This is a genomic window from Bradyrhizobium sp. USDA 3315 (assembly GCF_054056795.1).
This window is the reverse complement of sequence record NZ_JBSRYP010000001.1, coordinates 2,553,166-2,572,747: the sequence shown is the minus strand read 5'-3', so window position 1 is coordinate 2,572,747 and position 19,582 is coordinate 2,553,166. Positions and strand designations below refer to the sequence as shown.

At 64.7% G+C, this 19,582-nt stretch carries 19 protein-coding genes and 1 other RNA gene; 10 read left to right on the top strand and 10 right to left on the bottom strand.

Annotated features, from left to right (window positions below; genetic code table 11):
- Positions 1–6: 6 nt before the first annotated feature.
- On the bottom strand, positions 7–942 hold the full coding sequence (gene fmt, locus ACVIYL_RS11750) for a methionyl-tRNA formyltransferase (protein WP_456778606.1): 936 nt from the start codon (positions 940–942) through the stop codon (positions 7–9).
- 134 nt (positions 943–1,076) lie between these two features.
- The gene (gene def / locus ACVIYL_RS11745) at positions 1,077–1,604 is read right to left on the bottom strand and encodes a peptide deformylase (protein ID WP_038385628.1); all 528 of its coding nucleotides are present in this window, start codon (positions 1,602–1,604) and stop codon (positions 1,077–1,079) included.
- A gap of 170 nt (positions 1,605–1,774) precedes the next feature.
- On the opposite strand from def, the gene ACVIYL_RS11740 reads away from it, so the two are divergent.
- Together ACVIYL_RS11740 and ACVIYL_RS11735 are read left to right on the top strand one after the other, a co-directional pair.
- Entirely contained in the window at positions 1,775–2,995 is a 1,221-nt protein-coding gene (locus tag ACVIYL_RS11740) for a DNA recombination protein RmuC (RefSeq protein ID WP_225649462.1), read from the top strand.
- Positions 2,996–3,190: 195 nt separating this feature from the next.
- Complete coding sequence (locus ACVIYL_RS11735) at positions 3,191–4,561, top strand: AmpG family muropeptide MFS transporter (protein ID WP_456778605.1); 1,371 nt, start codon at positions 3,191–3,193, stop codon at positions 4,559–4,561.
- A gap of 299 nt (positions 4,562–4,860) precedes the next feature.
- Here the strand turns inward: ACVIYL_RS11735 and ACVIYL_RS11730 are convergent, their stop codons facing one another.
- From ACVIYL_RS11730 to ffs, 5 genes are all read right to left on the bottom strand, one after another.
- Positions 4,861–5,304, bottom strand: coding sequence for a hypothetical protein (locus ACVIYL_RS11730; RefSeq protein WP_456778604.1), 444 nt, complete (start codon positions 5,302–5,304; stop codon positions 4,861–4,863).
- A gap of 146 nt (positions 5,305–5,450) precedes the next feature.
- On the bottom strand, positions 5,451–6,056 hold the full coding sequence (gene recR, locus ACVIYL_RS11725; RefSeq protein WP_016848081.1) for a recombination mediator RecR: 606 nt from the start codon (positions 6,054–6,056) through the stop codon (positions 5,451–5,453).
- Positions 6,057–6,377: a YbaB/EbfC family nucleoid-associated protein gene (locus ACVIYL_RS11720; protein ID WP_225164138.1), complete on the bottom strand. Its 321-nt coding sequence runs from the start codon at positions 6,375–6,377 to the stop codon at positions 6,057–6,059. It abuts the gene before it with no gap.
- Positions 6,378–6,400: 23 nt separating this feature from the next.
- Positions 6,401–8,254 carry a DNA polymerase III subunit gamma/tau gene (locus ACVIYL_RS11715; protein WP_456778603.1) on the bottom strand — a complete coding sequence of 618 codons (1,854 nt, stop codon included), beginning with the start codon at positions 8,252–8,254 and terminating at the stop codon, positions 6,401–6,403.
- A 112-nt stretch (positions 8,255–8,366) separates the two neighbouring features.
- Positions 8,367–8,463, bottom strand: an RNA gene (gene ffs, locus ACVIYL_RS11710) — signal recognition particle sRNA small type.
- Between the two features lie 111 nt (positions 8,464–8,574).
- Here ffs and ACVIYL_RS11705 point away from each other — a divergent pair.
- From ACVIYL_RS11705 to ACVIYL_RS11680, 6 genes are all read left to right on the top strand, one after another.
- Positions 8,575–8,994 (top strand): HIT domain-containing protein, encoded by a 420-nt coding sequence (locus ACVIYL_RS11705; RefSeq protein WP_225164140.1) that lies wholly within the window; start codon positions 8,575–8,577, stop codon positions 8,992–8,994.
- A gap of 7 nt (positions 8,995–9,001) precedes the next feature.
- Complete coding sequence (nudC, locus tag ACVIYL_RS11700; RefSeq protein ID WP_076834914.1) at positions 9,002–9,952, top strand: NAD(+) diphosphatase; 951 nt, start codon at positions 9,002–9,004, stop codon at positions 9,950–9,952.
- Between the two features lie 78 nt (positions 9,953–10,030).
- Positions 10,031–10,978, top strand: a complete 948-nt coding sequence (locus ACVIYL_RS11695) for a sugar kinase (RefSeq protein WP_038385636.1) — start codon at positions 10,031–10,033, stop codon at positions 10,976–10,978.
- A 76-nt stretch (positions 10,979–11,054) separates the two neighbouring features.
- Entirely contained in the window at positions 11,055–11,555 is a 501-nt protein-coding gene (locus ACVIYL_RS11690; RefSeq protein ID WP_016848075.1) for an Lrp/AsnC family transcriptional regulator, read from the top strand.
- A gap of 153 nt (positions 11,556–11,708) precedes the next feature.
- Positions 11,709–12,020 (top strand): hypothetical protein, encoded by a 312-nt coding sequence (locus ACVIYL_RS11685; protein WP_456778602.1) that lies wholly within the window; start codon positions 11,709–11,711, stop codon positions 12,018–12,020.
- Positions 12,001–13,467 carry a methyl-accepting chemotaxis protein gene (locus ACVIYL_RS11680; protein WP_456778601.1) on the top strand — a complete coding sequence of 489 codons (1,467 nt, stop codon included), beginning with the start codon at positions 12,001–12,003 and terminating at the stop codon, positions 13,465–13,467. The genes ACVIYL_RS11685 and ACVIYL_RS11680 overlap by 20 nt, the downstream gene beginning before the upstream one ends.
- A gap of 120 nt (positions 13,468–13,587) precedes the next feature.
- Here ACVIYL_RS11680 and ACVIYL_RS11675 read toward each other — a convergent pair whose 3' ends face one another.
- On the bottom strand, positions 13,588–15,087 hold the full coding sequence (locus tag ACVIYL_RS11675) for a phosphomannomutase/phosphoglucomutase (RefSeq protein WP_456778600.1): 1,500 nt from the start codon (positions 15,085–15,087) through the stop codon (positions 13,588–13,590).
- A 691-nt stretch (positions 15,088–15,778) separates the two neighbouring features.
- On the opposite strand from ACVIYL_RS11675, the gene ACVIYL_RS11670 reads away from it, so the two are divergent.
- Positions 15,779–16,492 carry a hypothetical protein gene (locus tag ACVIYL_RS11670; RefSeq protein ID WP_456778599.1) on the top strand — a complete coding sequence of 238 codons (714 nt, stop codon included), beginning with the start codon at positions 15,779–15,781 and terminating at the stop codon, positions 16,490–16,492.
- A gap of 9 nt (positions 16,493–16,501) precedes the next feature.
- Positions 16,502–16,987: a hypothetical protein gene (locus tag ACVIYL_RS11665; RefSeq protein WP_143029463.1), complete on the top strand. Its 486-nt coding sequence runs from the start codon at positions 16,502–16,504 to the stop codon at positions 16,985–16,987.
- A gap of 276 nt (positions 16,988–17,263) precedes the next feature.
- On the opposite strand, the gene ACVIYL_RS11660 is transcribed toward ACVIYL_RS11665, so the two are convergent.
- Entirely contained in the window at positions 17,264–17,764 is a 501-nt protein-coding gene (locus ACVIYL_RS11660; RefSeq protein WP_316398627.1) for a TIGR02281 family clan AA aspartic protease, read from the bottom strand.
- Between the two features lie 212 nt (positions 17,765–17,976).
- Positions 17,977–19,428: an NCS1 family nucleobase:cation symporter-1 gene (locus tag ACVIYL_RS11655; protein ID WP_456778598.1), complete on the bottom strand. Its 1,452-nt coding sequence runs from the start codon at positions 19,426–19,428 to the stop codon at positions 17,977–17,979.
- Positions 19,429–19,582: the final 154 nt, after the last annotated feature.

The window sequence follows — 19,582 nt, the reverse complement described above, 5'->3', positions numbered from 1 at the left end:
ACAATCTCAGGACACCTTTGCGCCGGGCTTCAACGGCGTGCCGCGCAGAAAATCCGCTGCCTTCATCGGCGCCTTGCCGGCGCGCTGCAGTTCGAGGATCCGGATCGCGCCGTCGCCGCAGACGATCGCGAAGTTGTCGTCGAGCACATCGCCCGGTGCGCCCGAGCCTTTCGCCAGCTCGCAGCGCAGGATCTTCAGCCGCACCGGCTCGCCTTCGCCGGCAAGCTCGCACCAGGCGCCGGGAAACGGCGAGAGCCCGTGAATGTGCCGCAGCACCATATGCGCCGGCTGTGTCCAGTCGATCCGCGCCTCGGCCTTCTCGATCTTGGCCGCATAGGTGACGCTGTCCGCGCTCTGCTTCGTCAGTTGCAAGCCGCCGCGCCCGAGCGCCGCCATCGCGCGCACCATCAGGTCGGCACCGAGCGGCGCCAGCGCGTCGTGCAGATCGGATGCCGTCATGCTGTCCGTGATCGGCAACCGCTCGGCCATCGCGACGTCGCCGGTGTCGAGGCCGACATCCATCTTCATCACCATCACGCCGCTCTCGGCATCGCCCGCCATGATGGCGCGGTTGATCGGTGCGGCGCCGCGCCAGCGCGGCAAGAGCGACGCATGCAGGTTGAAGCAGCCGAGCTTCGGCGCGTCGAGAATGGCCTGCGGCAGGATCATGCCATAGGCGACGACGACGGCGGCGTCTGCGTCATGCGCGCGAAACTCCTCGAGTGCTTCCGGCGTTTTGAGGGTCTTCGGCGTCAGCACGGGAATGCCGAGGCGGCGCGCCTCCTGCTCGACCGGCGTCGGCTGCAGCTGCAGGCCGCGTCGCCCGCCCGGCTTCGGCGCGCGGGTGTAGACCGCCACGACCTCATGGCCATGGGCCACGAGCTCCAGCAGCGTCGGCACCGCGAAATCGGGCGTGCCCATGAAGATCAGGCGGAGAGGCATGCGGTCAGATTCTTCCGGGAGGATCCAATCTTCGTCATGGCCGGGCTTGTCCCGGCCATCCACGTCTTTGGTCTCCCAGAAGGAAGACGTGGATGCCCGGGTCAAGCCCGGGCATGACGGCGGAGTGCGCGCGCCTACTCCGCCGCGCGCTTGGCGGCCTTCTCGAATTTCTTGAAGACGCGGTCGCGCTTCAGTTTCGACAGATAGTCCACGAACAGCACGCCGTTGAGATGATCGATTTCGTGCTGGATGCAGGTGGCGTAGAGCCCTTCCGCATCCTCCTCATGCACCGTGCCGTCGAGATCGGTGAATCGCACGCGTACCCGCGCCGGCCGCTCGACCTCCTCGTAATATTCGGGGATCGACAGGCAGCCCTCTTCGTAAACCGACAGCTCCTCCGAACGCGCAATGATCTCCGGATTGATGAAGACGCGCGGCTTCGCCGTGGTCTCGCCGTTCTCGTCGCGCTTGGCGAGGTCCATGGTGATCAGCCGCAGCGGCTGCGCGACCTGGATCGCCGCCAGCCCAATGCCGGGCGCGTCATACATGGTCTCGAGCATGTCGTCGGCCAGCTTGCGGATCTCCGGCGTCACCTTCTCGATCGGTTTCGACACCAGCCGCAACTGCTTGTCCGGCAGGATGATAATTTCTCTTAATGCCATGGCGGCGATTTAAGCTGCTGACTTCATGGGGTCAATGCGCTCAGGAACCCGTTAGGACAACCTTAACCACGTTTCTTCACCCCGCATTAACCCGGAAAATCAGGAATGCATTTGCCATAAACGTTCCCTCTTCGTTCGCACCTGGCCGCGAATCGGCTACAACTGCCGGCATGAACGAGATTCTCCTCACGATTGGCGACCTTCCCGTCCGTGTCTCCGACGCATTGATCGGCCTTGGGGCGCTGGCGCTGATCCTGCTGTTCGCCATTGCGGTGGTGATCGCACGCGCCAGCCGGCGCGGCGCGGAACTCGCAATGGCCCAGGCCATCCGCGCCGAAGAGCTGGAGGAGCGCCTCGCCGACATGCTGCGGGCCCAGAGCGAATCCTCCGGGCGGGTCGATGCCAAGGTTGATACTATGGCGCAGGCGCTGGCCGGCCGCCAGGCCGAGATGGCCCGGGCCGTCAACGAGCGGCTCGATTCGGTGACCCACCGGGTCGGCCAGTCGATGGAGCAATCGACCCGCAACACGATGGATTCACTGCGCGTGCTGCATGAGCGGCTCGGCATCATCGACCACGCGCACAAGAACCTCAACGAACTCACCACCCAGGTGACGACGCTGCGCGACGTGCTCGCCAACAAGCAATCGCGCGGCGCCTTCGGCCAGGCGCGGATGGAGGCGATCGTCCAGGACGGCATGCCGAAGGGCTCGTTCGAGTTCCAGTACACGCTGACGTCGGGCAAGCGGCCGGACTGCGTGGTGTTCCTGCCCGACCAGCGCCCGCTCTGCATCGACGCGAAATTCCCGCTCGAGGCCATGACCGCGCTGCACGATGCGCGCAGCGACGAGGAGCGCAAATTCGCCAGCCAGCGGCTGCGCGCCGACGTGCTGAAGCATGTCAGCGACATCGCGGAGAAGTACCTGATCCCGGGCGAGACCCAGGACACCGCGCTGATGTTCGTGCCGTCGGAATCGGTCTATGCCGAGATCCATGACGGCTTCGACGACGTGATCCAGAAGGCCTACCGCGCCCGCGTCGTGCTGGTGTCGCCGTCGCTCTTGATGCTGGCGATCCAGGTGATGCAGCAGATCCTGAAGGACGCCCGCATTCGCGATGCCGCCGACCAGATCCGCAACGAGGTGATGCACCTCGGCGACGACCTCGGCCGCCTGCGCGATCGCGTGCTCAAGCTGCAGACCCATTTCGGCCAGGTAAACGAGGACGTCAGGCAGATCCTGATCTCCGCCGACAAGATCGAGAAGCGCGCCGGCCGCATCGAGGAACTCGACTTCAGCAAGTCCGAGACCCCGATCGAGGTCCCCCGTTTCGTCAAGCCCAGCACGTCCGACCTGTTCCCCGCCCCGCGCAAGCTGCAGGCGGGGGAGTAGCCTCGAAGTCACCTCGCCCCGCTTGCGGGGAGAGGTCGAAATTCGCGCTTCGCGCGAATTTCGGGTGAGGGGGAGCTTCCGCACATTGCACCCGTCATAATTCGCTGAGAAAGCCCCTCACCCCAACCCTCTCCCCGCGATAGAGCGGGGAGAGGGAGCCAAGGCAGCCGCGGTCGAATCTGCTAACAGAGGGGCATGACCGCGCCCGAAGTGACCGCGACCCAATCGGAAAAGAATCCCCCCGCCGCCACCTCGTGGCGCGACAGTTTTGCGGTGTACCTGCAGCCGCGGGTGCTGATCGTGCTGCTGCTCGGCTTCTCCTCGGGGCTGCCGCTGGCGCTGTCGGGCTCGACGCTGCAGGTCTGGATGAAGGAGGCCGGGGTCGATCTCGGCACCATCGGGCTGCTGGCGCTGATCGGCACGCCCTACACGCTGAAGTTCCTCTGGGCGCCGCTGGTCGACGCGCTGCATGTGCCGCTGTTCACGCAGATGTTCGGCCGCCGCCGCGGCTGGCTGCTGTTCTCGCAGCTGTTGCTGATCGCGGCGATCCTGGTGCTGGCGATGGCCGATCCGGCGCGCTCGCCATGGTTCGCGGCCTTCGCCGCGCTGCTGGTCGCAACCGCATCGTCGACGCAGGACATCGTGGTCGATGCCTTCCGCGTCGAAAGCCTGCCCGAAAGCGAGCAGGCCGCCGGCATGGCGTCCTATGTCGCGGCCTACCGCGTCGGCATGCTGGTCTCGACCGCCGGCGCGCTGTTCATCGTCAGCGGCTTCGAGTCCGCTGGCCTCGCGCGCCCCTCGGCCTGGATGTGGGGCTATGTGGTGATGGCCGCGCTGGTCGTGATCGGCATCGTCACCGCGCTTGCGGCGACCGAGCCGACGCAATCGAAGGGCGCGGAGGCGGCGACGCATGCGCAGAACGCGGCCGAACGCGTGCTACACGCCGCGCTCGGCGCGTTCTCCGAGTTCCTCAGCCGCAAGGACGCCTTCGCGGCGCTCGCCTTTGTGGTGCTGTTCAAGTTCACCGACGCGTTTTCGGGCACCATGACCGCGCCGTTCGTGATCGACATCGGCTTTTCCAAGGTCGATTACGCGGCGATCGTGAAAGGCGTCGGCCTTGCCGCGACCCTGATCGGCGGCTTTGCCGGCGGCTTCGTGGCGCGGCGCTATTCGCTCGCGACTAGCCTCTGGATCGGCGGCGTGCTGCAGGCGGTCGCCAATCTCTCATTCTCCTGGCTCGCCCATGTCGGCGTCGATCAATGGGCGCTCGCGCTTGCGATCACCGCGGAGAATTTCACCAGCGCGATCGGCACCGTGATCTTCGTCGCCTATCTGTCGGCGCTGTGCCGCAATCCGCTGCACACCGCGACCCAGTATGCGCTGCTCACGGCGCTCGCGGCGGTCGGCCGGACCTATCTGTCGTCGGGCGCGGGCTATGTGGCCAAGGCCGTCGGCTGGCAGATGTTCTTCGTGATCTGCGTGCTGGTCGCGATCCCGAGCCTGATCCTGCTCGCCTGGCTGCAGCGGCGCGGGCATTTCGACGAGCTGGGGCCGGTGCGGGTTTAGCCCAGCCGCCGTAGCCCGGCTTGACCGGGTGAATCCGCCCAGTATTCCAGAGGCGTTCGTAATTCAGCGGAGAAGCCGCGGAACCACTCTCTCCGCGCGTCGTCCTGGCGAAGGCCAGGACCCATTACCCCAAATGCGAATTGTTGCGCGATGTCTGGGCCACGATCCATCCGACAAGCAAGGCCGGTGGTTATGGGTCCTGGCCTTCGCCAGGACGACGATGAGGATGGGTCGCAACTCAAGAAACAGCGCGGTGTCATTACCGGCGCATCCGGACGATGACACCGCAATTGAGGCAGCTACTTCGCCACCACGCTCCACTTGGTGACGATGGCTTCGCTCATCTCGCCGGCGTCCTTGGCGCAGGCGACTTCGTCGACCTTCACCGAGATTTCCTTGCCGGAGAGGCTTTTGAGCTGCGCGGCCTGGGCGTCGTTGGTTGGAACGAGCTGGAAGGTTTCCGGCCCGGTCTCGAGATTGCACAGACCGTTCGGCGGCGGCAGGCGGCGCGGCTCGCTGGTGATCTGGTAGGTCGCGACGCGCTTGCCGCGGTTCTTGGCATCGCGCACCTTCATGACGCCGAGTTCCCCCGACAGCACGTCGCCGGCATGAATGATCTTGCCGGGCTTCTGCGGCGCGTCGCTCTGCTGCGCGATGGCGCAAGGCGCGGCGAACGTTGCCGCCAGAAGCGCAAAGCCCAAACGTACGCCGAACAAGCGTACGCCGAATCGGTGTGTCGTCATTTGCGGTGGTTCCGTACTTGATTCGTCAGAGCGTGGATGACCGTCCCCGAATCGTCACCCACCCTATCATTTTGTTTCAGTGCGATCTTTTCGACTTGTGACGGATCGCTCGGCAAACGCCGCCACGTCCGACTGTCGAGCGCGCGCTAGAACAGCGTGCGCTGCCGCATCGCAGCCGATAGCGTACCTTCATCGAGGTAATCAAGCTCTCCGCCGACCGGCACGCCATGCGCCAGCCGCGTCACCCGCACATTGGCCTCCGACAACAGGTCGGTGATGTAATGCGCGGTGGTCTGGCCATCGACGGTCGCATTCAGCGCCAAAATGATCTCGCTGACTTCGGGCGCATGCGCGCGCGCCACCAGTTGATCGATGGTGAGATCCTGCGGACCGACGCCGTCGAGCGGCGACAGCGTTGCGCCGAGCACGTGATAGCGGCCATTGGTCGCATTGGCGCGTTCCAGCGCCCAGAGATCGGCGACGTCTGCGACCACGACGATGATCGAGGGATCGCGCCGCGGATCGGTGCACACTGTGCAGGGGTTTTGTGTATCGATGTTTCCGCAGGTCTTGCAGACCTGGATTTTCTCGATAGCCACCTGCAGCGCCGCGGTCAGCGGCGTCATCAGGGCTTCGCGCTTCTTGATCAGATGCAGCGCCGCGCGCCGCGCCGAACGGGGCCCGAGGCCCGGCAGCCGCGCCAGCAACTGGATCAGGCGTTCAATCTCGGGGCCGGCGACGCTTGCAGCCATTTAAGTCGGACCAAATCCCGGCGGCAGGCTGAGCCCGCCGGTAAGAGCCATCATCTTCTCCTGCATCGCGGTCTCGGCCTTGCGGCGGGCATCGCCATGCGCGGTGACCAGGAGATCCTCGAGCACCTCGCGTTCCTCCGGCTTCATCAGCGACGGATCGATCTTGATGCCCTTCACTTCCATCTTGGCGGTCATGCGCACCGTGACCAGGCCGCCGCCGGAGATGCCTTCGACCTCGACATTGCCGAGCTGTTCCTGCATCTCCTGCATCTTGGATTGCAGCTGCGCTGCCTGCTTCATCATGCCGAGAAAATCAGCCATGCGTGCGTCCCTGTAGCCAAATATCAATCGTCGTCGCTGTCGGAAGTTTCAATCGGGTCTTCGCCGGTGGCATCCGAAACCGGAACCTCGGCGGCAAGGCGGCGAACCTCGACCACCTTGGTGCCGGGGAAGCGCGCCAGCACCTCCTGCACGCGCGGATCGGCCTCGGCGGCGCGCTGGTGCTCGCTGCGCGCCAGTTCGTTCTGCGAGCGCACCGTGGGCTGGCCGGCCTCGTTGGAGATGATCACGGTCCAGCGCCGCCCGGTCCATAGTTCGAGCTTGCGCGACAGATCGGTGACCAGCGCGCGCTGCGCCTTCGGCTCGAGGGCGATCTCGAGTTGGCCGTCCTCGATGCGCACCAGCCGCACATCGGCCTCCAGCGCACTCTTCATCATGATGTCGCGCTTCTCGCCGGCGAGCGCGATCAATTGCGGAAAGCTTGATATCCGCAGCGCCGGCGCGGCATCGGCGGCCGGCGCTGCCATCTGCGGACGCGCGGCGAAATCGGCGCGCGGCGCGGCCTGCGGCGCGCGCACCGGTGCGGATGACATCGCAGGCATTGCCGAGGATGGTGTGCCGCGCGACGGTTGCGAGGCGGCGGATCCCGACGTCGCCGGCGCAGCGCCGCCGCCATTCTGCTCGATCATCCGGATCGCCTCATCCGGCGTCGGCAAATCGGCGACATAGGCAATCCGCACCAGCACCATCTCGGCGGCAGCGGCCGGGCGCGTCGCGGTCTGCACCTCGGCGATGCCCTTGAGCAGCATCTGCCACATCCGCGACAGCACCCGCATCGACAGCTTGGCGGCGAACTCGCGCGCCCGCACCCGCTCGGTCTCGCCGAACGCGACATTGTCGGCCGTCCCCGGCACGAACTTCACGCGTGTGACGAAATTGACGAACTCGGCAAGGTCGGACAGCACCACGACCGGATCGGCGCCGACGTCATATTGCGCGCGGAATTCGGCGAAGGCGGCAGCGATATCGCCGCGCGCCAGCTGTTCGAACAGATCGATGACGCGGGTGCGGTCGGCGAGGCCGAGCATCTGCCTGACCGCATCGGCCTTCACGTTGCCCGCGGCATGCGCGATCGCCTGGTCGAACAGCGACAGCGAGTCGCGCACCGATCCCTCGGCCGCCCGCGCGATGATGCCGAGCGCCTCGGGCTCGACCTCGACGCCTTCCCTAACCGCGATGTTGCCGAGATGCTTCATCAGCACGTCGGCTTCGACCCGGCGCAGGTCGAAGCGCTGGCAGCGCGACAGCACCGTGATCGGAACCTTGCGGATTTCGGTGGTGGCGAACACGAACTTGGCGTGCTCCGGCGGCTCCTCCAGCGTCTTCAGGAAGGCGTTGAAGGCCGCCGTCGACAGCATGTGGACTTCGTCGATGATGTAGACCTTGTAGCGCGCGCTGGCCGGCGCATAGCGCACGCTGTCATTGATCTGGCGGACATCGTCGACGCCGGTGTGGGAGGCGGCGTCCATCTCCAGCACGTCCATGTGCCGGCTTTCCATGATCGCCTGGCAGTGGATGCCGAGGTCCGGCATGTGGATGGTCGGCCCCTGCACCGAGCCGTCCGGCTTGGCGTAGTTCAAGGCGCGGGCGAGGATGCGCGCGGTGGTGGTCTTGCCGACCCCGCGGACGCCGGTGAGGATCCAGGCCTGCGGAATCCGCCCGGTCTCGAACGCGTTCGAGACGGTGCGCACCATGGCCTCCTGGCCGATCAGATCCTCGAAGCTGGAGGGGCGGTATTTGCGGGCAAGAACGCGGTAGGGTTTTGCGGCGTCCGGCGCGCCGCCGAGATCGAAACCGCCGTCAAGGCTCCCTTTGCCTGCGCCGTCGGACGGATGGGAGGGGTCGCCAGCGTCATTCATGCATCGATCCGCAACTTGGGAATTGTCTCTTCAGCCGGCGTGCGGATAGGAGCCAAAATCGAGCGCCGGGCGCGGAGACCGCCATTCCAGCGCGATTCGCTCGGAAAAACAGGTAGGAGACTGACGAGCGACCCGATCCGGACCTCGTTAGGGCTGCTTCCTTCCGGACCTGACCCGGTTGGCGAGTGGCTCGTCCACCGCCAATCTCCCGGTCCCTATTTGGGGCCAAAATCGCCGGAAAGCAAGCGGCCTGACCCGGCTTTGTAAGGCTGGCTTTGTGGGACTTGTCTGGGAACACGGAAAGGCATTATTTGCCCCCCATGTCCGCCTCCAATTGGTCGCTGCATTCGCAGCTCAAGAAAGACACCATCGACATCGGCGACCTGCCGCTGTGCAAGGTGCTCGTCATCAAGGATGCGCATTATCCGTGGCTGCTGCTGGTGCCGCGGCGCGACGGCGCGGTCGAGATCATCGACCTCGACGAGGTCGAGCAGGCGCAACTGATGACGGAAATCACCCGCGTCTCCCGGGCCCTGAAAGAGGTCACCAAGTGCGACAAGCTGAATGTCGCAGCGCTCGGCAACCTCGTCCCGCAGCTGCACGTCCACGTCATCGCGCGCCGCACCAGCGACGCTGCATGGCCGCGTCCCGTTTGGGGCGTGATGCCGCCGCTGGCGCATGACGCCGAGGAAGTGCAGAATTTCATCAGCGCGCTTCGCCGCAAGATCTGGTTGGGTTGAACATTCAATGTCTGCATTCGATTCATTTCCGCTCGGCCAGCCGGCCTTCGTCACCCACGTGCTGGACCGCGCCGCGCATCTGCGCACTAACGACGAGAAGCTGTTCGCGCTGGAGGGCCACCGCGAAGCTAGAGCCTATGTGATCTATCGCGACTCGCTGGTCGTGAAGCAGGAGGATGGCGGGGCCCGCGCACTGCTTTCGCTGGAGGAAGCCCGCAGCTACGGCGCCAATCCCGGCACGATCTTCCTCGGGCTGCGCGACGCCGCGCCGATCTTCGGCATGGGGATCGCGCCGCAGGCGGCCGAGAAGCTGGTCGGACGCGCCGACGTCGCGATCACCGAATTGCGCGGCATGGCGATGCAGGGGGTGGTGCCGCCCGAGCAGCTCTCGGCCATCGCGATGGCGAAATCGATGGTGACCTGGCATCAGCGCCACGGCTTCTGCGCGAACTGCGGCACCCGCACGGCGATGAAGGACGGCGGCTGGAAGCGCGAATGCCCGAGCTGCAAGGCCGAGCACTTTCCGCGCACCGACCCGGTGGTGATCATGCTGGTCACGTATGGCGATAAGGTGCTGCTGGGACGGCAGAAGCAGTTCATGCCCGGCATGTATTCCTGCCTCGCCGGGTTCGTGGAAGCCGCGGAGACCATCGAGGACGCCGTGCGGCGCGAGATTTTCGAGGAGTCCGGCATCCGCTGCACCGACGTCAATTACTACATGACGCAGCCCTGGCCCTATCCGTCATCGCTGATGATCGGCTGCACCGCGCGCGCGACCAACGAGGACATCGTGGTCGACCGCACCGAGCTGGAAGATGCGCGCTGGTTCGACCATGCCGAGGCGTCGCTGATGCTGAAGCGCCAGCATCCCGAAGGGCTCGCCGGCCCGCATCCGTTCGCGATTGCCCATCATCTGCTCGGCCGCTGGGTGCATCACCAGAACCCGTTGGACAAATAGCGGGAACCGGACATCGTTCTGCCGATTAAAGCTGGACACAGTTCTGGCAGTAACGGAACCATTGCGACGGATCCCCGCATGAATTTTCAGAACGGCGCCCCGAAAGTCCCGCCCCGCATCCTCTGCATCGGCCTGCCGGTGCGCGACCTGACCTTTCGCGTCAGCGTCCCGGCGCGCGGCTCCAAGGAGAATGCGACGCATTTCGACGAGATCTGCGGCGGCAATGCGCTGAACGCCGCCATCGGCATCGTCCGACTGGGCGGGCGCGCTTCGATCTGCGGACCGATGGGCGATTCGCAGGAGACCTCGAGCCGCTACATCTTCGACAAGCTCGCCCAGGAAGGCATCGAGACCAATCATCTGATCCACATGCCGAACCTGGTCACCCCGATCTCGGCGATCATGATCGACGACAGCGGCGAACGCACCATCGTCACCTTCCGCGATCCGGAACTCTGGAAGGTCAAGCTGCCGCCGACCGAGCTGTTGCTGGAGGATTGCGCGGCGATCCTGACCGAGAGCCGCTGCGCGCCGTTCTGCACCGAGCTTTGCGCCGAGGCGGTCAAGCGCGGCATCCCCGTGGTGGTCGACGTCGACCGCGCGATGTCGATGCGGGAGGGGCTGCTCACCGCCTCCTCCCATCTGGTGTTCTCCAGCGAGCCGCTGCAGGAGACCGCCGACGTCACCGACGACGGCCAGGCGCTGCACAAACTCGCCAAGCTCACCCCCTCCTTCCTGGCCGGCACCCGCGGGCCGATGGGCACGATCTGGCTCAACGAGAACGGCGAGCTGGAGGAAACCCCGGCCTTCCCGGTCCATACCGTCGACACGCTCGGGGCCGGCGACGTCTTCCACGGGGCCTTCGCCCTCGCCATCACCGAGAAACAGCCGCTGCGCGACGCGCTCCGCTTCGCCTCGGCTGCTGCAGCGCTGAAATGCACCCGCTTCGGGGGTGCTTATGCCGCACCGCAACGTACTGAAGTTGAAGAGTTTTTGGGTCAGCACGCCGACGCCAAGCCGGCCTGAGCCGCCACGAATCGCTTGATTTAGAAGATTCTTCTCTATATGAGGAATATTGAACCTTCATATGGAACTTTCTTCTATGACCGATGTCGCCATTCAGCTTCATGACAACAGCCGCCGCCTCGACGCGATCGACCGCAAGATTCTGACCGTGTTGCAGGAGGATGCGTCGCTCTCCGTCGCCGAGATCGGCGACCGGGTCGGACTGTCGTCGACGCCGTGCTGGAAGCGCATCCAGCGGCTGGAGGCCGACGGCGTGATCCTGCGCCGCGTGGCGCTGGTCGACCAGAACAAGATCGGCCTCGGGATTTCGGTGTTCGTCTCGGTCGAGAGCGCCGACCATTCGGAAGCCTGGCTGCGCAAATTCGCCGACGCCGTCAGCGCCATGCCCGAGGTGATGGAGTTCTACCGGATGGCCGGCGACGTCGACTACATGCTGCGCGTCGTGGTCGCGGACATGCAGGCCTACGACGTCTTCTACAAGAAGCTGATCAGCGCCGTGCCGCTGAAGAACGTCACCTCGCGCTTCGCGATGGAGAAGATCAAGTCGGTGACGGCGCTGCCGGTGCCGGCGGCGTAAGCGCCGCCGCACAATCCTACACGATACGCTCCCAGGTAGTTGGCCGGTTCGGCATTTACCTGAAGTTAGCGCCGGCAGCGGTATTCTGCTGCGATGGAGTCGGGGGAGATCATCCCAGCGAGACGACGGCCTGCCTGGCTTGGCGCGGCCGCATTGCTGATCGCGAGCTGGATCGCGGTCGCAACGCTGTCGTTGCAGGTGCGTGCGGGCAGCGACGTGGTGGCCGTGGCCTTTCCGCCATGGTGGCGCGCCGAGCGCGCGCTGCTGGCCGCCGCGTCCGCCAATGCGTCGATCGTTCGGATGACCGCGATCCCGGCCCTGCTGGTGGTGCGGCCTGACCGCAATGGCGGGCTGGGCCGGCTGTACGAGGCCGGCGCCTTGCTGACCATGGATCCGCAGGCGATCGCCGGCTGCTTCAGGGCGGATGACGATCTGGGGGTTGGAGATGACCTTCGAAGGCGATGAAATGGCCGCCCTGCGCGAGACGGCCAGCAAGATCCTGCTCGTGGTGCTCTGGCTGCATGTTCCGATCGCGATCATCGTCGGCATGACGCTGCACACCGACTGGCTGATGCCGGCCGGCTTCATGGTCGCGATGGCGCTGGCCGCGACGTTGTCGTGGCGCGTCTCGGGGAACGGCGTTTCAACCCGCCTGATCGTTGCCGTGGCCCTGATGGCCGGCGTGTCGATGCTGGTCTACCAGTTTGCCGGCCACCGCTGGCAGGTCGACATGCACATGTATTTCTTCGCCGCGCTGGCGTGCCTCGTCGCCTATTGCGACTATCGGCCGATCGTCGCCGGCACTTTGGCGGTTGCCCTGCACCACCTGACGCTGAATTTCATCCTGCCGGCTGCGATCTATCCCGGCGGCGCCGATTTCGGTCGCGTCGTTCTCCACGCCGTGATCCTGCTGATCGAGGCCGGCGTGTTGATCTGGCTCGCGCACACGCTTGCCGAACTGTTCAGGACGTCGGCGCAGAAGGCGGCGGAGGCCGAGGCCGCCGGTGCCGCCGAGGCGCGCGCCAATGCCGAGCGCATCGAGGCCGAACGCGCCAAGCACGATCGCGATGCCGCGCGGCGCGAGCTCGCCGCCGGCTTCGAGCGCAAGATCGGCGAGGTCGTCGAGGCCGTCGCGGTGGCGGCGGGCGCGATGCAGGACCTGTCGGCAACGATGAACGGCAGCAACGCGGAAACCATCCGCCAGGCCACCGCCGCCGCCTCCGCATCGACGCTGGCCTCGAGCAATGTGGAAACCGTCGCGTCCGCGACCGAGGAGCTGACGGCCTCGATCAACAACATCGCCGAGCAGGTGACGCGCTCGGCGCGGATCGCCGCCAAGGCCGCCGACGAGGCACGCCGCACCAACAGCGTCGTCGAAGGCCTTGCCGCCGGCACACAGAAGATCGGCGAGGTGGTGACGTTGATCCAGAGCATCGCCAGCCAGACCAATCTGCTCGCCCTGAACGCCACCATCGAAGCGGCGCGCGCCGGCGAGCATGGCCGCGGTTTCGCCGTCGTCGCAAGCGAGGTCAAGGCACTGGCCAACCAGACCGCCAGGGCGACCGAGGAGATTTCGGCCCAGATCCAGGACATCCAGAGCGCGACGGGTGCTGCCGTCAGCGCGATCGGCAGCATCGGCACCACGATCGCGGAGATCGACCACGTCTCCGGCGAGATCGCGGCCGCCGTCGATCAGCAGGGCGCGGCGACCCGCGAGATCTCCAGCAATCTGCAGCAGGCCGCCGATCGCACGCGGGATGTCAACAAGGGCATCCTCAACGTCAACCGCGCCTCAGAGCAGGCCGGCAGCGCGACCGCACAACTGCTCGATGCGGCCAACGGCCTGTCGTCGCAATCGGAGTGGCTGAAGACCGAGCTGGACCGCTTCCTGGCCTCGCTGCGGGCGGCGTGAAGCTGCGGACACCGACCGTCGCACGCTGGCTTGACCCGCGTGCCCATCGATTTTCAAGAAAGCTTTTCCGAGATGGATTGCCGGGTCAAGCCCGGCAATGACGATCCAGGAGCCGCGTCCTCAGATCTTCTGATTGTACTCGCCGACCTCGGGATGCGTGCGCAGCACGGCATCCATCGCCTCGAACATGTCGTGCATGCGCCGCTCGCTGACCGGGCTTTCCACCACGACCACGAGTTCCGGCTTGTTCGAGGACGCGCGCACCAGGCCCCAGCTGCCGTCCTCGACCGTGACGCGCACGCCATTGACGGTGACGAGGTCGCGGATGTTCTGGCCCGCGACCTTCCCGCCCTGCTGCTGCAACGCCTCGAAGTGCTTCACGACAGCGTCGACGACGCCGTACTTCGCCTCGTCGGCGCAATGCGGCGACATGGTCGGCGACGACCAGGTCTTCGGCAGCGCGTTCTTCAGGTCGGCCATCGACTTGCGGGGGGCGCGGTCGAGCATTTCGCAGATAGCGATCGCCGACACCAGGCCGTCGTCATAACCGCGGCCGAACGGCTTGTTGAAGAAGAAGTGGCCCGACTTCTCGAAGCCGGCGAGCGCGCCCAGCTCATTGGTGCGCCGCTTCATGTAGGAATGGCCGGTCTTCCAGTAGACCGTCTTCGCGCCCTGCTTCCGCAAGACGGGATCGGTCACGAACAGCCCGGTCGACTTCACGTCGACGACGAACTGCGCGTTGGCGTTGATCGCCGACATGTCGCGCGCCAGCATGACGCCGACCTTGTCGGCAAAGATCTCCTCGCCGGTGTTGTCGACCACGCCGCAGCGGTCGCCGTCGCCGTCGAAGCCGAGGCCGACATCGGCCTTGTGCGCCAGCACCGCATCGCGGATCGCGTGCAGCATCTCCATGTCTTCGGGGTTCGGATTGTATTTCGGGAAGGTGTGATCGAGCTCGGTGTCGAGCGGGATCACATCGCAACCGATCGCCTCCAGCACCTGCGGCGCGAACGCGCCCGCGGTGCCGTTGCCGCAGGCCGCGACGACCTTCAGCCTGCGCTTCAGCTTCGGCCGGCTGGTGAGGTCGGCGATGTAGCGCGCCGGATAATTCTCGTGGAATTGATAGGAGCCGCCGGCCGTGTTGTTGAATTCGGCGTTGAGCACGATTGCCTTCAGCCGCGACATCTCGTCAGGACCGAAGGTGAGCGGACGGTTGGCGCCCATCTTGACGCCGGTCCAGCCATTGTCGTTGTGCGAGGCGGTGACCATGGCGACGCAGGGCACGTCGAGATCGAACTGCGCGAAATAGGCCATCGGCGTCACCGCGAGCCCGATGTCATGCACCTTGCAGCCCGCCGCCATCAGCCCCGAGATCAGCGCGTATTTGATCGAGGCGGAATAGCCGCGGAAATCGTGACCGGTGACGATCTCCTGGCGGACGCCGAGCTCCGCGATCAGCGCGCCGAGCCCCATGCCCAGCGCCTGCACGCCCATCAGGTTGATTTCCTTGTTGAACAGCCAGCGCGCGTCGTACTCGCGAAACCCGGTCGGCTTCACCATCGGCTCGGATTCGAAGGCATAGGTGTTCGGAACCAGCACGGGTTTCGGCTTGGGAAACATCAGAAATGGCCTCGTGGAAATGCGGAGGAGCGATGCCGCTGGCTTTAGCGAATGCATCGCCGCAGCGGAAGGCAGGATTGACGGCTTGTGGCCAATAATTAAGGCAGATTTGGCGTCGGCGAAATACTGTCGTCATCCACCCATCCTTGCACGGCGGCGCAACACGCCACGCCGTTGCGCCCTGCGAGCTGCTTGACCGCTAATCGCTCTGACCCAGCATGGTTTCTGCAGGGGCGGCGCTAGGCAAGGACAGGCATTGCCGTGCGGTTGTTATTTCAGCCGCTCCCGGCGCTCTGCAATCTGCGCGTCGAACAATTGACACGTCGGGCAACTCACCGATATATTTTCATCGTCGCAACAATTAAGCCCGCACCGGAAAATCCGCTGCGGGCTTTTTGAATTGGACAAGACGCTGTCGGCCAATCCCCTGCCGGGCGCGCCGCAATTGGCCACCGCAACGAACTGAGCTGGCCGATAGCCAGGGCCGACCTCGCCGACAGGCGGCGGTCCGGCGAACACGATGGACAAGCCGAGCCGGAAGCGACACTTCCGCGCCGCTGCGCAAGCTATCCTTCAAGCACTTGCCTTCAAGCACTTGCCTTCAAACACTCAAAGCCAACCCAGCACTCTCCGCGAGGCGCGCCGCACGCGCTCGCCCGAAGATGCCCGCAATATCTGTAGGTGATGATCAATGCTTGATTACTTTCTGGTGCCGGTGGACCATCAGCCGGATTTCGATGCCTACTCGCTCGTTCCCGTTGACCACGACCCGTTCGCCGCGGATGGCGTAACTCAACAGGCGCAGATTCAGCAGCCGCCGACACCGACTCAACCAGCGCAACCCCAGCCGCAGCAGCCCGCGACAGCAGCCGGTCAGCCCGGCGTCAACGGGCCGGCGACTGGCAACAGCCCCAGCGGATCGGGTGGCGTCGCTGGCATCAAGCGCTTTGGCGGCGCCGAAGGTGGCGACTTTCCGAGCCGCAATGCGGGGATCGGTTTCGAGAGCGCGGAGCGCGCATGGGACGCTGCCCGTAAGGAAATGATAGACCTTGGTGCCCAATATTACCCGGAAGAGACCAAGAGCAGGGGTTTTATCCCGGAACTGGGCGTGGAAATTCATAAGCGCGGCGGACTATATTACTACGATCAGATAGCGCGCGGATTCCAAGACGGAGCGCTGGGCGGTGGTGTGGGGTTTGGCGACAGCGGTGCGGTGGCACGTCGGCACATGCACTGGGATGATCAGCACGAGATTGATGGAGATCTAGACAATGCGAAGGCTTATTCGCAGAAAACTCCGGATTATCGAGCGTGGGTTGGATCTTGGGATGGGAGCTATTTGTATTGGCTTCACGGCAAGCCAACGGGGTCGAGAATGCCTGATTGGAATCGATACAAATATTGAGTCACGCCGATGAAAATGTTCGTGCTCGCCGGAGCCTTATGCCTTCTGCTCGCCAATTCAACGGTATGCAAGGCAAACTCGGGCCCCTGGTGTAAGCCGGATGTCGTGACTTTGACTTTCAAAAATCAACAAGGCGGGGATCTTGCGAAGATCGAACTTCGCACCCTCAAGGCAGTTTGCGACCGAAACCCGGAAAAGAAAGGGTTTGGGGTAGGCTTGGAACGGTCGATGCGCATTGAACACAATGGGCAATGGATTGATGTGCCGAAAGAGTGTTTATCCGTTTTTCCTTTTGGGGAAGATGAGGTGTCGCTATCGGGTGACGATGCCGGCCTAGGCATAGCTATTATCGGGAAACCGACGGAGAGAGGCGAGCGTTTAAAAGTCTCGATATTCAAACACGGTGATGAAGTCTTTTGCGTTCAGGTCGTGCGCTGCCCGAATGTCGACGACCCGCCCGGCTATATCAGAGAGTGCAGTAGGGATTTACAGTGAGCACGCCGGGAGATCGGCGCGACGCTCTGCGAAAGCGCCTCAGGTCTGACGTTGCCCGCGAACGTCTGGCGCAAATGCCGCGCCGTCGCGAAGATCGACTCGACTACGCTCTCATTCCCAAAATGTGAACAAGCAGCGCACTGAATTCCCTCGCGGCGACTCGTGTGTCCGCCTTCCTCAGTTTCGGCGGAATTTCTGCCGTTCTGAGGAGACGATGCGCATCACGGAGGAAGACATCCGGCGGAAGACTTGGATAGGCTTTGATGCCAATCGGCCTTACTGCTCCAGCAACAATTTGCCGTTGGCATATTCGAAGCGCTTCAGCTTCGACAGGAAGGACAGGCCGAGCAGGTTTTCCGACAGCGCCTCGTCGGGCAGCACCAGGGCATCGACGTCGCGCACGGTGAGGCCGCCGATCTCGATCATGGCGATGCGGGCGCGCGCGGCCTTGATGGTGCCGTTGGCAGTGGTGACGCGCGAGGTGTAATCGCCCGGCACCGGACGCAGGCCGAAGCGTGCCGCGGACGTTTCGTTCAGGGCTACCACCGAGGCGCCGGTGTCGACCATGAAGTTGATGCGCTGGCCGTCGATCCGGCCGTCGGTCGCGAAATGACCGCGAGGATCGGGCGCAATACTGAGCGTGCGGGCGCTGGCCTGCGCCACCGTGACGGCTGGGGCCATGATCTGCTTTGTGGTGGTCGCGGCGGCGGGCGACATCTTGCTGGCCATCTGAGCCATGAAGGTGCCCAGCCCGATCAGGATGGCCGCGAAAATCATCAGGTTACGCATGACACCATACTCGGAAAACCGAACACGTAATTTCACCACGCCGCCCGCCCCGCCGCGAGCGAGGGCGGCGGCACGAGCCTGCCATTTTGGCGAAAAGGATGAGCGAAGGGTTAATGCGAGCCCCAAGGGGCGGCCGAATGACGTCGGTCGCGCGCGAGGGCCGCAATTTCCGGCCCTCAGGCCGTCTCTCAGGCCGTCTCTCAGGCCGTCCTGGCGACCGGGCTCGGCATCGCAACGCGCAGCGCGTAATAGACCGCGCCCGCGATCCCGACACCGAAGAACCAGCCATAGACCGCCCACCACGCCGGCAGGATCGAGGTGAAGTTCGGTAGCACCGACGAGAACAGCGCGCCGATGCCGGCGGCGATCAGCGCGCTGACGTTCCAGCCGTTCTGAAAGCGATATTCGCCGTTCTCCTGATACAGCGCCGGCACGTTCACACGGCCTTTGGCGATCAGGTAATAGTCGACCATCATGACGCCGAAGATCGGTCCCATCGTCGCGCCGATCAGCCCGACGAACGAGGCGGCGCTGCCCTCCCAGGGCGCGAACGGATACAGCGCCAGCGCGATCGTTGCTGCGATATAGCCGCCCTTTTTGAAGTCGATATGCCGCGGAAACACGTTCGAGAAATCGAACGCCGGCGAGACGAAATTGGCGACGACGTTGATGCCGAGCGTCGCCACCGCGAAGGTGACCGCCGCGAGCAGCGCCAGGAACCAGCTGTCGAACTTCGCCGAAATCTGGTCGGGATGCAGCAGCACCTCGTGATAGACGTTGAACGCCGCGATCGTGGTGACGCCGGCGACCAGCGAGAACAGGATCAGATTGACCGGCAGGCCCCAGATATTGCCCTTGCGCAGCGCGGCTGCATCGGGCGCATAGCGCGAGAAGTCGCAGAAGTTGAGATAAAGCGCGGCGAAATAGGTGATCCAGGTCGCGGCGACGGCGCACAGCGCCGGGAACGAGCCGGGCACGCCGGGTACGCCAGCCTCCTTGGTCTTCTCCAGCAGCACGTCCTGCGGGATCGGCGCGGTGAGCGAGATGCCGCCGGCCGCGATGCACAGATAGATCGCAAGGATCAGCATCATCAACCACACCGCAGGTCCCGCCCAGTCCTGGAAGCGCCGCACCGTTTCCATGCCACGCTGGATGATCAGGAGCTGCAAAGCCCAGATCACGACGAAGCAGATCACCTCGAGCGTGGAATGGCCGAGCATATGGCTGGACTGGTGGAACGCCTTGAAGCTGTCGATGCGCGTCAGCAGCGCAACGATCGCGCCCGAGGCCGCCGCGGTCTGCGCCCCGTACCAGAAGCAGGCGACGACGGCGCGGACCAGCGCCGGAATGTTGGCGCCCCAGACCCCGAACGAGGCGCGCGCCAGCACCGGATAGGGCACGCCGGTCCTCACGCCGGCATTGCCGATCAGGCTCATCAGCACGAAGATCACCAGCGACCCGACGCCGATCGCGAGGATGAAATTGACGAAGCTGCCGCAGAGCAGGAACAGGCTGGCGGCGAGATAATAGCCCCACAGGCTATGCACGTCCGAGGTCCAGACGTTGAAGATGCTGAAGGCGCCCCAGTTGCGTTCCTTGGCCGGCGCCAGGTCTTCGTTGTACAGCGACGGCGATGCGTTCTTGATCTCCACGGTGACCTCCCCAAACTGCGAGCCCGTGATCCCCTCCCAGCGCGCAAATCTAACCACCGTTTGCGGACGCTCGCCAGCGTTACGTCCCGGATGGTGCGGGTCTATGCCCGTCATTGCGAGCGAAGCGAAGCAATCCATCGTGCGGCATGCGCGG